This window comes from Xanthomonas sp. SI (genome assembly GCF_014236855.1).
Classification (GTDB): domain Bacteria; phylum Pseudomonadota; class Gammaproteobacteria; order Xanthomonadales; family Xanthomonadaceae; genus Xanthomonas_A.
The window spans coordinates 3333013-3347073 of sequence record NZ_CP051261.1 but is presented as its reverse complement, the minus strand read 5'-3'; the positions used below and the strand labels follow the sequence as shown (position 1 = coordinate 3347073).

The 14061-nt window shown below is 67.5% G+C and carries 8 protein-coding genes; 5 read left to right on the top strand and 3 right to left on the bottom strand.

Annotated elements, in window-relative coordinates:
- Window positions 1–52: 52 nt before the first annotated feature.
- Both HEP75_RS13970 and HEP75_RS13965 read right to left on the bottom strand, forming a co-directional pair.
- The gene (locus HEP75_RS13970; RefSeq protein WP_185823922.1) at window positions 53–2062 is read right to left on the bottom strand and encodes a M13 family metallopeptidase; all 2010 of its coding nucleotides are present in this window, start codon (window positions 2060–2062) and stop codon (window positions 53–55) included.
- 245 nt (window positions 2063–2307) lie between these two features.
- On the bottom strand, window positions 2308–4410 hold the full coding sequence (locus HEP75_RS13965; protein ID WP_185820496.1) for a M13-type metalloendopeptidase: 2103 nt from the start codon (window positions 4408–4410) through the stop codon (window positions 2308–2310).
- 384 nt (window positions 4411–4794) lie between these two features.
- On the opposite strand from HEP75_RS13965, the gene HEP75_RS13960 reads away from it, so the two are divergent.
- Both HEP75_RS13960 and HEP75_RS13955 read left to right on the top strand, forming a co-directional pair.
- Window positions 4795–6396, top strand: coding sequence for an NAD(P)/FAD-dependent oxidoreductase (locus HEP75_RS13960; RefSeq protein ID WP_185823921.1), 1602 nt, complete (start codon window positions 4795–4797; stop codon window positions 6394–6396).
- A 244-nt stretch (window positions 6397–6640) separates the two neighbouring features.
- Entirely contained in the window at window positions 6641–8230 is a 1590-nt protein-coding gene (locus tag HEP75_RS13955; RefSeq protein WP_185823920.1) for a sulfotransferase, read from the top strand.
- A 188-nt stretch (window positions 8231–8418) separates the two neighbouring features.
- Here the strand turns inward: HEP75_RS13955 and HEP75_RS13950 are convergent, their stop codons facing one another.
- The gene (locus tag HEP75_RS13950; protein ID WP_185826608.1) at window positions 8419–11166 is read right to left on the bottom strand and encodes a TonB-dependent receptor; all 2748 of its coding nucleotides are present in this window, start codon (window positions 11164–11166) and stop codon (window positions 8419–8421) included.
- Window positions 11167–11947: 781 nt separating this feature from the next.
- On the opposite strand from HEP75_RS13950, the gene apbC reads away from it, so the two are divergent.
- From apbC to HEP75_RS13935, 3 genes are all read left to right on the top strand, one after another.
- Entirely contained in the window at window positions 11948–12799 is an 852-nt protein-coding gene (apbC, locus tag HEP75_RS13945; protein WP_185823919.1) for an iron-sulfur cluster carrier protein ApbC, read from the top strand.
- Between the two features lie 128 nt (window positions 12800–12927).
- Window positions 12928–13500 carry a dCTP deaminase gene (dcd, locus tag HEP75_RS13940; RefSeq protein WP_185813311.1) on the top strand — a complete coding sequence of 191 codons (573 nt, stop codon included), beginning with the start codon at window positions 12928–12930 and terminating at the stop codon, window positions 13498–13500.
- A 28-nt stretch (window positions 13501–13528) separates the two neighbouring features.
- Window positions 13529–14056, top strand: a complete 528-nt coding sequence (locus HEP75_RS13935; RefSeq protein WP_185823918.1) for an RDD family protein — start codon at window positions 13529–13531, stop codon at window positions 14054–14056.
- Window positions 14057–14061 lie beyond the last annotated feature (5 nt).

The window sequence follows — 14061 nt, the reverse complement described above, 5'->3', positions numbered from 1 at the left end:
CGACGGCGCGGTTGCCCGCGCCGTCGTGCCTGCACTGCTTAGCGAACTGCGGTTACGGCCAGACGCGGATCTGCTCGGCGTCGCTGCGCACCATCGGCTGGCCGGCCTTGCAGGTGAAGGCGGCGGCGAAGGAGGGCAGGTTGGCCAGCGGGCCGTTGGCGCGCCAGCGGCCCGGCGCGTGCACGTCGGCGGTGACGCGCTGCACCGCTTCGTTCGGCGACAGCTGCTGCGCCCACAGGCCGGCCCAGGCCTTGTAGAACGCCTGCTTGCCGGCGTCGCCGGCGGCGGGCTGGGCGGCGGCATACGCCTGCCAGGCCAGTTCGACGCTGCCGATGTCGGTCAGGTCCTGTTCCTGGGTCAGCTGGCCGTTGACCTTGGCGCCCTTCACGCCGGGGAAGTCGTAGGCGCCGTACTGCGCCGCGGCGCGCGCGCTCAGTGCAGTCCACGCGCTCTTGTCTTCCGCGGTCCACCAGCTGCGCAGTTCGCCCTTGGCGTCGACCTGGCTGCCCTTGCTGTCGATCGCGCCGATCAGTTCGTGCGCGACCAGCGCGCCGTAGCCGCCGTACAGCGCGGCGGCATCGCCGCCGGCGACGAACACCGGCGGCTGCAGCAGTGCGGCGGTGACGATCAGTCGGTTCTGGGCGAGGTCGTAGGTCAGCGCCGGCTGCTGCGGCAGCACGTCCCAGCGGCGGTCGGCGTTGCCCTTGCCGATGCGCTTCATTTCCTCGCGGTGGCGCCAGGTGGAGGCGATCAGCATGTTGCCGCCGAAGCTGCCGCGGCCCATCGGCTGCACGCTGTAGTCCAGGTCGCGGCGCGGCGCGCCGACTTCGATCTTCAGCGCGGCCAGCTTGGCCTGCGCTTCGGCGCGCGCCGACTCGCTCAGCCAGGTGTTGCGCTTGAGCGCGGCGATCTCGGTGTCGCGCACCTGGTCGGCGATGCTCTCGGCCTGGCGGCGGGTGTCGGCGTTGAGATAGCGGCCGACGTATTCGCGGCCCAGCATCGGGCCGGCGGCGACGTTGATAGCGTCCAGCACCTGCGACCAGCGCTGCGGCGGCAGGGTCTGGCCTTCCAGCACACGGCCGCGGAACTCGAAGCTGGCGTCGCGGAAGCTCTTGGACAGGTACGGCGCCATCGCGTCGCCGACGCGCCAGCGCAGGTAGGCCTTCCATTGGTCGGGCTTGATGCTGACGATCATGCCGTCGAGCTGCTTGAACATTTCCGGGTCGGCCATCGACACCAGGTCGTCGTTGACGCCCTGCGCCTTCAGGAACGCGTCCAGCTGCAGGTTGCGGTACTGCTTGTTCAACTCCTTGGTGGAGATCGGCGCGTAGTTGTTGAACGGGTTGTTGATGCCCGCCAGCGACTTGGCGCTGCGCGCCAGCGCGGTCTCGATCTGCAGCACCGACTGGGTGTCGGCCTCGAGCTTGGCCGCCGGGGTGCCGGTCAGGGTCAGGATCTGCTTGACGTAGGCGCGGTAGCGGCCCATCAGGGCGACGGTGTCGGCGTCGGTGCGAGTGTAGAAGGCCGGGTCCGGCAGGCCCATGCCGCCCTGCATGAAGTAGCCGATGTGGCGGTCCAGCGCCTTCAGGTCGACGTCGGCGCCGAAGTTGAAGGCCACCGGGATGCCGACCTGGTGCAGCGCGGCGATCGAGGCCGGGACTTCCTTGGCTTTCTTGATCGCGTCGATGCGGCTCAGCAACGGCGCGATCGGATTGGAGCCGTCCTTCTCCACCGCCGCTTCGTCCAGGCCGCTGGCCCAGAAATCGCCCAGCGCCTTCTGCACCGAATTCTGCGGCGACTGCATCGACGCATCGAGCAGGTCGCGCTGCTGTTGCTGCGCGCGCGCGGATAGCTGGCCCAGCGCGGTGACCGCGCCGGTCTGCGGCAGCGGGTTGCTCTTCAGCCAGTCGGCGTTGGCGTAGTCGTAGAAATCGGTGCAGGCGGCGCTGACGACGGGCGCCTTGGCGGCGGCGCGCTTCTTCTTGGGCGCGGCATCGGCGGTGGACGCCAGGGCGATCAGGCCGAGGGCGACAGCGAGGGCAAGCGGACGGGCATTGAGCATCGGGAGCGAATCCGGTCAGGATTAAAGTCGGCGGAGTTTAACAAGCTGCGGCCCGCAGCTGTGTCCATGGCATGGCGCGGCTTTCCCCAACCTGTTCAGATGGATGCGCGGGCATGCGCCAGGCGGGCGTGGGGGTGTCGCCGCGGCGTCGCCCGCGCGATGCGCACGCGGCCCGGCGCGCGTAGCGCGCAAAGAAAAGGCCCGGACATGCCGGGCCTTTTCGCGTTGCGGAGGAGCTGACGCGTTTACCAGATCACGACCTGCCTGTCGCCGGCGCGCACCATCGGCGACCCGGCCTTGCACTGGAACGCGGCGGCGAAGGCCGGCAGGTTCGACGGCGCGCCCATCGCGCGGAACTGCGCCGGGGCATGCGGGTCGGTGGTCAGGCGCACCGCCGCGTTCTGCGGGGTGTACTTGGTGCGCCACACGGTGGCCCAGTTGAGGAAGAAGTTCTGGTCGCGGGTCATGCCGCCGACCTTCGGATCGTCCTTGCCCTCGGTGGCCTTCTTCATCGCGTCGTAGGCGGTGGACAGGCCGCCCAGGTCGGCGATGTTCTCGCCCAGGGTCAGCTTGCCGTTGACCGGCTTGCCGTCCACCTTGTACTCGTCGAACTGCTTGACCAGCTTGCCGGTGAGCCTGGCGAAGTTCTTGGCGTCGGCCGGCGTCCACCAGTTCTCGAAGTTGCCGGTCGGCCCGAAGCGCGCGCCCTGGTCGTCGTAGCCGTGGGTCATCTCGTGGCCGATCACCGCGCCGATGCCGCCGTAGTTGAACGCGTCGTCGGCAGTGGGATCGAAGAACGGCGGCTGCAGGATCGCGGCCGGGAACACGATCTCGTTCTGCAGCGGGTTGTAGTAGGCGTTGACCGTCTGCGGGGTCATGCCCCATTCGGTCTTGTCCACCGGCTTGCCGATCTTGCTCAGGTTGTACTTGTAGTTGAACGCGGTGGCGGCGCGCACGTTGTCCAGGTAGCTGTCGCGCTGCGTGCTCAGGCCGCTGTAGTCGCGCCACTTGTCCGGGTAGCCGATCTTCGGGGTGAAGGTCTCCCACTTGGCGATGGCCTTGGCCTTGGTCTCCGGGCTCATCCAGGTGACGTTCTCGATGCGCGCCTTCAGCGCCTGGCGCAGGTTGTCCACCAGTTGCTGCATCTTGGCCTTGGCGTCGGCCGAGAAGGCGACCTTGACGTACATCTGGCCCATCGCCTCGCCGGCGCCGTCCTCGATGCTGCCGAGCACGCGCTTCCAGCGCGGCTTCATCTCGGCCTGGCCGTTGAGCTCCTTGCCGTAGAACGCGAAGCTCTCCTGTGCGAACGCATCGCTCAGGTACGGCGCGGCGCTGTCCACGGTGTGGAAGCGCAGGTAGGCGCGCCACACCGACGGATCGGTGTCGCCCAGCGCCTTGCTCACTTCCTCGTGGAACGCCGGGATCGCCAGCGAGAACTTCTCCGGCACCGCCACGCCCTGCGATTCGAAGAACTTGGTCCACGGGAAGTTCGGGGCCAGCTTGTCGGCCTCGGCCGGGGTTACCGGGTTGTAAGACAGTTCGGCATCGCGCGACATCTCCTCGCTGGACTTGGAGACCTTGGCCAGGCGCGTTTCCAGCGCCACCACGTCCTTGGCCTGCTTGGCCGCATCGGCGGCCGGCACCCCGGACAGCTCCAGCACCTTGGCCACGTGCGCCTGGTAGGCGTTGAGCTTGTCCTTCTTGTCGGCATCGAAGTAGTAGCCGCGGTCGGGCAGGCCCAGGCCACCCTGCATCGCGTAGGCCATGTTCATCGAGGAATTCTTGAAGTCGGCCTCGGCGCCGAAGCCGAACAGGCCGTTCTCGCCCTTGGCCGCGCTCTGGCGCAGGTACTCGGCCACCGCCGGGCCGTCCTTGAGGCCGTCGATCGCGGCCAGGTCGGCCTTCAGCGGCTCGATGCCCTGCGCGTTGACCTTGGCTTCGTCCATGCCCGAGGACCAGAAATCGCCGACGATCTTGTCCACGCCCTGCGCGTTGGCCGCAGCGGCGGCCTGCTCGGCCAACTGGTGCTGCACGGCGACCGAGCGCTCGTCCAGGATCGAGAATGCGCCCCAGCTGCTGCGGTCCTTGGGGATTTCGTTGGCGGCCAGCCACTTGCCGTTGACGTAGCCGGCGAAGTCGCTGCAGGCCTCCTTGGTCGGGTCCAGGTCGTTGGCGCTGAACGCGTTGTAGGCCGGCAGCTTGCTGGCGTCGAGCTTCAGCTCGGCCGGAGCGGCGGCAGGCGCCGGCGCGGCGGCCTCGGTCTTGGCGGTGTCGGCGGCGGGCGCCGCCGCGTCGGGCTTGTTGCAGCCGCTCAGGGCGGCGCTCACGGCCAGGGTCAACAACAGCATCTGGGGATTGCGAAAGGTCACTAGGAGGCTCCAAGCCAGCGTGGATACGGAATGGCCCGAGGGGCCGTGGCGAGACTGTACGCCGCTGCCCGGGGTTTCAGGGGTGTCGAAGGTCATGGGCCGGGTGCTGCGGTCAGCCGGGGCAAAGGCCGGCGGGCCGCCGCTGCGCTGCGCGCGAAGGCTAGCGCTCCCCCTTCTCCAGCTGGGAGAAGGGGCCGCGGAGCGGCGGATGAGGGTACGGGCGAAGCCTCGTGCTCCCAATTCCACGAGACGCTTCGCGCCGTACCCTCACCCCAACCCCTCTCCCGGGGGGAGAGGGGCTTTATGATTTGCCGCTGCAGGGATGTGCGGGCTCTTGCGAGGGACTCGCATACTATCTGAACGATGAAGCGCGAACCGTCCTGCGATGCCCTGATCGTCGGCGCCGGCCACAACGGCCTGGTCTGCGCCGCTTACCTGGCGCGGGCCGGCTGGAAGGTTACGGTGCTGGAGCGGCGCGGCGTGGTCGGCGGCGCTGCGGTCACCGAGGAATTCCACCCGGGCTTCCGCAATTCGGTGGCGTCCTACACGGTGTCGCTGCTGCAGCCGAAGGTGATCGCCGATCTCGATCTGGCCGCGCACGGGCTGCGCATCGTGCCGCGCCGCTGCAACAACTTCGTGCCGCTGCCCGACGACCGCTACCTGCTGGCCGGCGCCGGCATCACCCAGGCGCAGGTGGCGAAGTTCTCGCGGCGCGACGCCGAACGCCTGCCGGCCTACGAAGCGCGGCTGGAACGCATCGCCGACGTGCTGCGCGCTCTGGCGCTGCAGCCGCCGCCGAACGTCACCGATGGCGGCTGGATGCAGGCGCTGCCGGAACTGCTGCGCGCCGGCCGCCTCGGCCGCCGCCTGCATGCGCTCGATCCCGGCCTGCGCCAGGAGCTGCTGGACCTGTTCACCATCTCCGCCGCCGAGTACCTGGAGCGCTGGTTCGAGAGCGATCCGGTCAAGGCGCTGTTCGGTTTCGACGGCATCGTCGGCAACTACGCCAGCCCCTACACGCCGGGTTCGGCCTACGTGCTGCTGCACCATGTGTTCGGCGAGAGCAACGGGGTCAAGGGCGCCTGGGGCCACGCGCTCGGCGGCATGGGCGCGATCACCCAGGCGATGGCCAAGGCGGCGCTCGCGGCCGGCGCGCAGATCCGCACCGACGCCGGCGTGCGCGAGATCCTGGTCGAGGACGGGCGCGCGGTCGGTGTGGTCACCGAACACGGCGAACGCCTGCATGCGCGCCGGGTCGTCGCCAACGTCAATCCCAAGCTGCTGTACGAGCGCCTGCTCGACCCGGCGCACGTGCCGGCCGCCACCCGCGAGCGCATGGCGCAGTGGCGCTGCGGCTCGGGCACGTTCCGGATGAACGTGGCGCTGTCGCGGCTACCGCAGTTCCGCGCGTTGCCGGGGCAGGGCGACCATCTCACCGCCGGCATCATCCTGGCGCCGAGCCTGGATTACATGGACCGCGCCTACCGCGATGCGCGCGACCGCGGCTGGTCGCGCGATCCCATCGTCGAACTGCTGATCCCCAGCACCCTGGACGATTCGCTCGCGCCGCCCGGCCAGCACGTGGCCAGCCTGTTCTGCCAGCACGTGGCGCCGCAGTTGCCGGACGGGCGCAGTTGGGACGCGCACCGCGACGAAGTCGCCGAGCTGATGATCGCCACCGTCGAGCGCTACGCGCCGGGCTTCGCGGACTCGGTGCTGGGCCGCCAGGCGTTGACCCCGCTGGACCTGGAACGCACGTTCGGCCTGATCGGCGGCGACATCTTCCATGGCGCGCTGAGCCTCAACCAGTTGTTCAGCGCCCGCCCGATGCTCGGCCAGGCCAACTACCGCGGCGCGATTCCCGGCCTGTACCTGTGCGGCGCCGGCACCCACCCGGGCGGCGGCGTGACCGGCGCGCCCGGGCACAATGCGGCGATGGCGCTGCTGGACGATGGGCGGCGCTGACTGAGCGCTGTGCCGTTTGCCGGCGCCGCGATGCGGCGCATTCGTTTCACGGACCGCTGCGCCGCTGCCGCTGCCGCTGCCGCTGCCGCACATCGCGCCGCGTCGGTGCGCGGATCCGATGCGACATGGCGCAGGCATCCGCGCCAAGACCATCGTTCCGATCGCCGGGCATAATGGCTGGCCGCTCGCTCGAACCGTGGCGTCCTCGCCCCAGCGCCGGCTTCCTCCGACATCAGGCCCCTCCATGACCGAACAGGTTCAGCTCTACAACCAGGCTGTCGCCGCGCTCAACCAGCGCGACTGGGGCCAGGCGCAGCGGCTCGCGCAGCATCTTCTGCGCGCGTTGCCGCAACATGCCGGCGTGCAGTTCGTGGCCGGCGTGGCGGCGTTGGAACTGAAGCAGATGCAAGCTGCCGCGGCGCACCTGTATCAGGCGACGACCTTGAATCCGCAGCGTGCCGACTACGCGACGCAGCTGGCCAAGGTGCTGGCGATGGGGCGCTTCATGCAGGAGGCGCATCACTTCGCCGACCAGGCGATGGCGTTGCGGCCGAGCGACGCGCATACGCTGGACACGCTGGGCGTGGTCTACACCCAGGTCAACGAACACGTCGCGGCGCTGGACGCGTTCACCCAGGCGGTGCAGCTCGCGCCGCAACACGCCAGCTTTCGCTACAACCTCGGCACCTCGCTGCTGTTCTCCGGGCGGTTGCAGGAAGCCGAGCAGGAATACCGGGCCTGCCTGGCCATGGAACCACGCTACTGGAAGGTCTATCTGTCGCTGTCGCAGTTGCGCAAGTGGAGCGCGGACGAGAACAACCTGGCCTTGCTGGAGCAGGCGCTGGCTTCGGCCGGCGACGTGCCGGAAGCGGTGCTGTATCTCAACCTGGCGCTGGCCAAGGAGCACGAGGATCTCGGCGACTACCATGCCGCGTTCCGTGGCTACGTGCAGGGCAAGGCGGTGCAGAAGCGCGCGCGCGGTTACACGTCCGAGCGCGATGCGGTGCTGTTCGAGGCGTTGCAGCAGGCCTTCCCCGCCGACGCTGCGCCTGCGCCGGGCTTTGACAGCGAAGAGCCGATCTTCGTGGTCGGCATGCCGCGCAGCGGCACCACCCTGGTGGACCGGATCCTGTCCAGCCATCCGCAGGTGCACTCGGCCGGCGAGCTGCAGAATTTCTCGGTGGCGCTCAAGCGCCTGGTGCGCACGCCATCGTCGGCGATCCTGGACGTGGCCACGCTGACCCAGCTGCAGGGGCTGGACTGGCGCGAACTCGGCCGCGCCTACGTCGAGTCCACCCGTCCCGGCACCGCCGCCAAGCCGCGGTTCGTGGACAAGCTGCCGCACAACTTCCTGTACGTGGGGCATATCGCGCGCGCGTTGCCGAATGCGCGCATCGTCTGCCTGCGGCGCGATCCGATGGACACCTGCCTGAGCAACTTCCGCCAGCTGTTCGCACTGTCCTCGCCGTACTACGACTATTCCTTCGACCTGATGGACGTCGGCCGCTATTACCTGATGTTCGAGCGTTTGATGGCGCATTGGCGCGCGTTGTTCCCGCAGCGGCTGCTGGAAATCGACTACGCAGATCTGGTGCTGGAGCAGGAGCCGACCACGCGCCGTTTGCTGGAGTTCTGCGGCTTGCCGTGGGACGAGGCCTGCCTGCGTTTCGAGCAGAACCAGGCGCCGGTGGCCACCGCCAGCGTGGTCCAGGTGCGCACCTCGATGACCCGTGCCTACATGGGGCGTTGGCAGCGCTACGGCGAGGATCTCGCCGAGCTGAAACAATTGCTGGATACGCAATCGCTCGAAGCGACGGGGCAAGGCAGCCGCTGAGGCGGCACGGATCTTCCGATAACAGATCGACCGAACGCACAGGCCGCAGCATCGCGCGTGCGGCCGTGGGTCATTGCGGGCGCCAAAGCGGGCGCTTGCAGTCGCTGTCGCACATATCCCGCCAGCAGGCGCCACGCATAAAAAAAGCCCACCCTCGCGGGTGGGCTTTGGTGTCGCTTCAGGCTCGATTACTTGCCGAACGAATAACGCATTTCCAGGTAGTACGCGCGGCCGTATGCATCGTAGTTGTACGCGTTGTACGGCGAAGTCGCGCTGCCCGGGTAGGACGCGTCGAAGGGCGGCATCTTGTTGAACACGTTGGTGAGCATCAGCGACAGCTCCATGCCCTCGAACGCCGTGTAGGTGACGCTGGCGTTGTGGGTGATGTGCGACGGCAGCTTGCCGGCGCGCGGCGCATCGTAACCGGCGGTGCTGAGATTTGCCGCGTAGTTCGGGGTCTTGTCGAACCAGCTGGCGTACCAGGTGGTCGCGAAGTCGCCGATTTCCCAGGTCAGCGAGGCATCGGCCTTGCGCTTCGGATCCGTGCTCCAGTACGGATTGTTGAGCATGTCGATCGGTTCGTCACCAGCATACTGGGTGTATTCGTGGCTGATTTTCTGCGTGTAGCTGACCACCGAGCTGAGGTCGCCCCAACGTCCGAAGTCGTAGCCGTAGCGGAACGAGGCCACGGCCATTTCCAGCTTCTGGTTGGAGACGTTGATCTTCGGCGTATAGATCCCGGTGATCTGACCGGCTGCGTTGCGGGTGACCTGCGCCATCGCGCTGGTGCACAGCGCCGAGCTGATGTCGTCGATGCCGGCGCGGCAGCGATAATCCTGCAGGCTCAGCGCGTCGGCGCTCTGCTGGGTGACTTCATCGCTGATGTCCCAGTTGAGGTAGTCGAAGGTCAGCGCCATGCGGTCGACCGGCGACCACACGAAGCCTGCGCTCCATACATCGGCGTTGATCGGCTTCAGGCCGAGGTTGCCGGACTGCGTGCCCCGGAACTGGCGGCCGGAGTAGGCGGCCGGGCAGTTGTCGGTGTTGCCCGGCAGATAGCCGCGCTGCGCGCATTGGTAGTAGTCGATCACGGTGTTGTAGTAGCCGCTCTCGCCCTGGAACTGGTCGGACAGGGTCGGCGCGCGGAACGCGGTGCCGTACTTGCCGCGCAGCAGCAGCGACTGGAACGGACGGTATTCCAGCGCGACGCTGTAGGTCGGCTTGTCGACGGTGGTGCCGCTGGCCTTGAACGCGTCGTAGCGGCCGGCCAGGGTGATGGTCAGCGGCTCGAACACCGGCATGCGCAGTTCCGAGGTCAGCGCGTAGCGGTCGCGGTCGCCGCCGCCGGCCACCGAGGTCAGACCCCACACTTCGCCGTTGAGGATCTCCGGCGCCGGATCGTAGTCCCACTTCTGCTTGCCGTATTCGCCGACCACGGCCAGGCCCGCGTCGCCGCCGGGCAGGGTGAACAGCTTGGCGTTGGTCAGCTGCAGGCGCAGCATGCCGTCGGAGGTCTTGCTCTTGTTGGTCGCATGGCCGGTGAAGCTGGCGAATTCTTCCGGCGTGATCGGCGAGTAGAACGCCGCGTAGTTGGGGGTGTAGACCGGATAGGCGTTGTAGATCGGATCCAGGCCCTGCTGCGGTCCCAGCACCTTGTTGATGAAGAACTGGTCGATCGGGTCCTTGAAGCGGACAAGGCTGCGCTCTTCCAGCTTGTACTGGGTATAGGTGACGCCGGCGTCGTAGTCCCAGCTGGACTGGCCGAGCGTGCCCTGCGCACCGAAGGTGACGCGGACCGACTCGCTGGTGTCGCGGCTCATCGTGTCGTTGAAGCCGTTCGGGCCGACTTCCTCAGGCGCGAACGAGCGCTGCAGGTTGACCAGGTCGTCCAGGTTCGGGTCGTAGTAGTAGCCGAAGTCGGAAGCGGTGCCCCACCACAGATAGCTGCCGCCGGAGTTGTACTTGACCTGGTCCTTGCTGTAGAGCACGTCGCCGTACAGCTGCACGTTGTCGTTGAGGTCGAAGGTGCCGTGCACGTACGCCTGCAGCGACTTCTGGCCGTTGTCCAGGGTGCGGTAGCCCGGGGTGTACTTGGAACCGCAGTAGTACTCGTCGCCGAAGCCCGGGCGCTGCTGCAGCGCCATGGTGCCGCCGAACAGGCCGGAAACGTTGCCGCAGTTGGCCGGGTCGAGGAACTTGTAGCTGGTGAACGGGCTGTACACCAGGAAGTCGCGGCTGATCAGCGGCGCGCTGTAGCCCTGCGTGTTGTACTGCCTGGTCAGGCCGCGATCGTAGGCCCAGATCGGATCCTTCTCTTCGTACTGCACGCCGCCGAGCACGGAGGTGCGGCCGTCGGCGGAGGTCCAGCCGTCGGCGAAGGTGGCGCGGAAGTTGCTGCCGCCGCCTTCGGAGAAGCCGCCGCCGCGGATGCTGAACACCGCGCCGTCCATCTTCTTCTTGAGGATGACGTTGATCACGCCGGCGATCGCGTCGGAGCCGTACAGCGACGACTGGCCACCCGGCAGGATCTCGATGCGGTCGACCAGGTCGATCGGAATGCCGCTGATGTTGTTGAAGGTGTCGCTGCCGTTGTACAGCGCCGGGTAGTTCGACATCGGCCGGCCGTCGATCAGGTACTTCACGTAGCCCGGCGACAGGCCGAACAGGCTGACCGTCTTCGCGCCCTGGGTGAAGGTGCCGGAGCTCTGGCCACCCTGCACCGCGCCGGTCGCGAACGAGCTCTTCTGCAGCACATCGGCCACCGAATTGAAGCCGCGGGCCTTGATGTCTTCGGCGGTGATGGTGGTGATCGGCGTGGCGGTCTCGATCTCGCTCTGCGGGATCAGCGAGCCGGTGACCGTGACCTTCTCAAGGTCGGTGGCCTTGGTGTCGGTGCTGTCCTGCGCGAAGGCGCTGAACGCGGCCGGCACGACCATGGCGGTCACCAACGCCGCGCTCAGGCGGCTGTGCTTGAAACTACGTGTCTGACGAGCAGTCATTTATCTCTATCCCCGGAAATCAATAAAGAAAAGGCGAGGGGCGTCGTGCCACGACATATGCCTTGAAATCGGTTCCGCATCCATGCGAGCAACCCAAACGTAACATGAACTTAACGCCATTTGTACAGCCGTGTCACCTTTTTCGTCTACAGGGCCGATCTGCGCCTATCTGGCAGCAAACGCCTGTCAAACGTGGCGTTGTATGCCCGTGGCGACACCTTCCACGCTGCTTTGCACCATTCGGGGGCGTGGCATCGGCCATATGACTGAATAGGCATTTGTGATAACGCGGCAATTTGCCGGAGGGACCACAAACCGGGCATCCGGCGACTTGGCGCGGCCTCGCCAATGATGGTGGTCCTGCACCAATTCGGTGAGCATGCTTCGCCATAATGGGGCGCGATGATCGGTACAGAGGTCCATAGCGTGGCGCGCTTGCCGGCCGACGCTACGTCTTGGCGGAAGACCGATGTCCCATGCTTGGGTCGCCGGCTCGCTGGCCGAGGCTGCGATTGCGCGCTGCCGAGACAGGACTGCGCTGGCGCAACTTCGCGCGGCTGCCTGGCGGCTGCACCGACATGGACGGCACGCCGCACTTGTATAGTCATGCCCCAATTCGATCCGTTGCGACGCCCTCCCGACAGACGGCGCTCGCCGCTGCCATCCCTGTTCCCGCCGCGCGCCGGCGCGCTGCGACGTTTCCTCTACGAGTTTTCCGATGACCGACCGTCCCCGCATTCCCGTCCACGCCGTCCAGCCAAACCTCACGCCGCTGCCGCGGATCCGCAATGTCATCGCCATCGGTTCCGGCAAGGGCGGGGTGGGCAAGTCCACCACCGCGGTGAACCTGGCGCTGGCGCTGCAGCGCCAGGGCGCGCGGGTCGGGGTGCTGGATGCCGATGTCTATGGCCCCAGCGTGCCGGCCATGCTCGGCCTGAGCGGCCGCCCGGACAGCCCCGACAACAAGTCGATCGAGCCGATGCGCGCGTTCGGCATCGAAGCGATGTCGATCGGGCTGCTGGTGGACCAGGACACGCCGATGATCTGGCGCGGGCCGATGGCCACCTCGGCACTGACCCAGCTGTTCACCGATACGCTGTGGGACGACCTGGACTACCTGCTGATCGACCTGCCGCCTGGCACCGGCGACATCCAGCTGACCCTGGCGCAGAAGATTCCGGTCGCCGGCGCGGTGATCGTGACCACGCCGCAGGACATCGCCACGCTGGACGCGAAGAAGGCGCTGAAGATGTTCGAGAAGGTCGAGGTGCCGGTGCTGGGTATCGTCGAGAACATGGCGGTGCATACCTGCACGCAGTGCGGCCATGTCGAGCACCTGTTCGGCGAAGGCGGCGGCCAGCGCATGGCGCAGCAGTACGGCGTGCCGCTGCTGGGATCGCTGCCGTTGGCGATCGCGATCCGCGAGCAGGGCGACGCCGGCACCCCGATCGTGGCCGCGGACCCGGACTCGGCCGCCGCGCTGGCCTATCTGGTGACCGCGCAGCGCCTGACCGAGGAGCTGCGCAAGCGGCCGCGCGCATCGATCCCGATTTCCGCCTCGCTGCTCTGAGCGCCGCCGCGGCCGCCGCGAACGCGCCGCGACCGGCTAGAATCGCCGGTCACTGCGGCCCGCTCCGGCGTCGGCCGCGCTCCCGGCGGGCAGGTTCCGGCCTGCCGCCACAGGCATCAGGAAGACGTATGAGCATCAAGAGCGACCGCTGGATCCGCCGCATGTCCGAGCAGCACGGCATGATCGCGCCTTACGAGCCGGGCCAGGTGAAGCAGCTCAACGGCGAGCGCATCGTCAGCTACGGCACCTCCAGCTACGGCTACGACGTGCGCTGCTCGCGCGAGTTCAAGGTGTTCACCAACATCAACTCGACCATCGTCGACCCCAAGCGCTTCGATCCGAAGAGCTTCGTGGACATCGAGGCCGACGAATGCATCATCCCACCCAACAGCTTCGCCCTGGCGCGCACCGTGGAATTCTTCCGCATCCCGCGCGACACGCTGGTGGTGTGCCTGGGCAAGAGCACTTACGCGCGCTGCGGCATCATCGTCAATGTCACGCCGCTGGAGCCGGAGTGGGAAGGGCACGTCACCCTGGAATTCAGCAACACCACGCCGCTGCCGGCGCGCATCTACGCCAACGAAGGCGTGGCGCAGATGCTGTTCTTCCAGTCCGATGCCGACGACGTGTGCGAGACCAGCTACAAGGATCGCGGCGGCAAGTACCAGGGCCAGACCGGCGTGACCCTGCCCAGGACCTGATTTTTCCCAACTGCACAAGGAGCGCGCAATGAACGACCCCAATCCCTACCAGGCGCCCGAAGCGCCGTTGCCGTCGGTGCCGCTGGCGCTGGACGGTGCCGAGGTGCTGGCCGGCCGAGGCGAGCGCCTCGGCGCGGCGCTGATCGACGGCGTGATCGCGCTGGCGACCTTCCTGCCGCTGGCCGCACTGACCGGCTATTTCGGCAGGGTCATGGACGCGGCGCGCGGTGGCGAGCCGATGCCGTGGCTGACCATGGCCGGCTACGCGGTGCTGTCGTTCGTGGTGTTCTTGGTGGTGCAGGGCTATCCGCTGGCCAAGACCGGGCAGACCTGGGGCAAGAAGCTGCTGTGGATCCGTATCGCCGATCTGGAGGGCGGGCAACCGCCGCTGTGGCGGCTGATCGCGCTGCGCTACCTGCCGACCCAACTGTTAGCGTTGGTGCCGGTCGCAGGCAACTTCTATGCGCTGGTGGATGCGCTGTTCATCTTCCGCAAGGACAAGCGTTGCCTGCACGACCTGATCGCAGGCACCCAGGTGGTCAACGTCCGCCGTTGATGCGG

What these genes read in the sequence shown, in the direction of transcription:
- HEP75_RS13960 (WP_185823921.1), top strand. Translation starts at nt 4,795, where the DNA reads ATGAAGCGCGAACCGTCCTGCGATGCCCTGATCGTCGGCGCCGGCCAC.
- HEP75_RS13935 (WP_185823918.1), top strand. Translation starts at nt 13,529, where the DNA reads ATGAACGACCCCAATCCCTACCAGGCGCCCGAAGCGCCGTTGCCGTCG.
- HEP75_RS13950 (WP_185826608.1), bottom strand. Translation starts at nt 11,166, where the DNA reads ATGGTCGTGCCGGCCGCGTTCAGCGCCTTCGCGCAGGACAGCACCGAC.
- dcd (WP_185813311.1), top strand. Translation starts at nt 12,928, where the DNA reads ATGAGCATCAAGAGCGACCGCTGGATCCGCCGCATGTCCGAGCAGCAC.
- HEP75_RS13955 (WP_185823920.1), top strand. Translation starts at nt 6,641, where the DNA reads ATGACCGAACAGGTTCAGCTCTACAACCAGGCTGTCGCCGCGCTCAAC.
- apbC (WP_185823919.1), top strand. Translation starts at nt 11,948, where the DNA reads ATGACCGACCGTCCCCGCATTCCCGTCCACGCCGTCCAGCCAAACCTC.
- HEP75_RS13970 (WP_185823922.1), bottom strand. Translation starts at nt 2,062, where the DNA reads ATGCTCAATGCCCGTCCGCTTGCCCTCGCTGTCGCCCTCGGCCTGATC.
- HEP75_RS13965 (WP_185820496.1), bottom strand. Translation starts at nt 4,410, where the DNA reads ATGCTGTTGTTGACCCTGGCCGTGAGCGCCGCCCTGAGCGGCTGCAAC.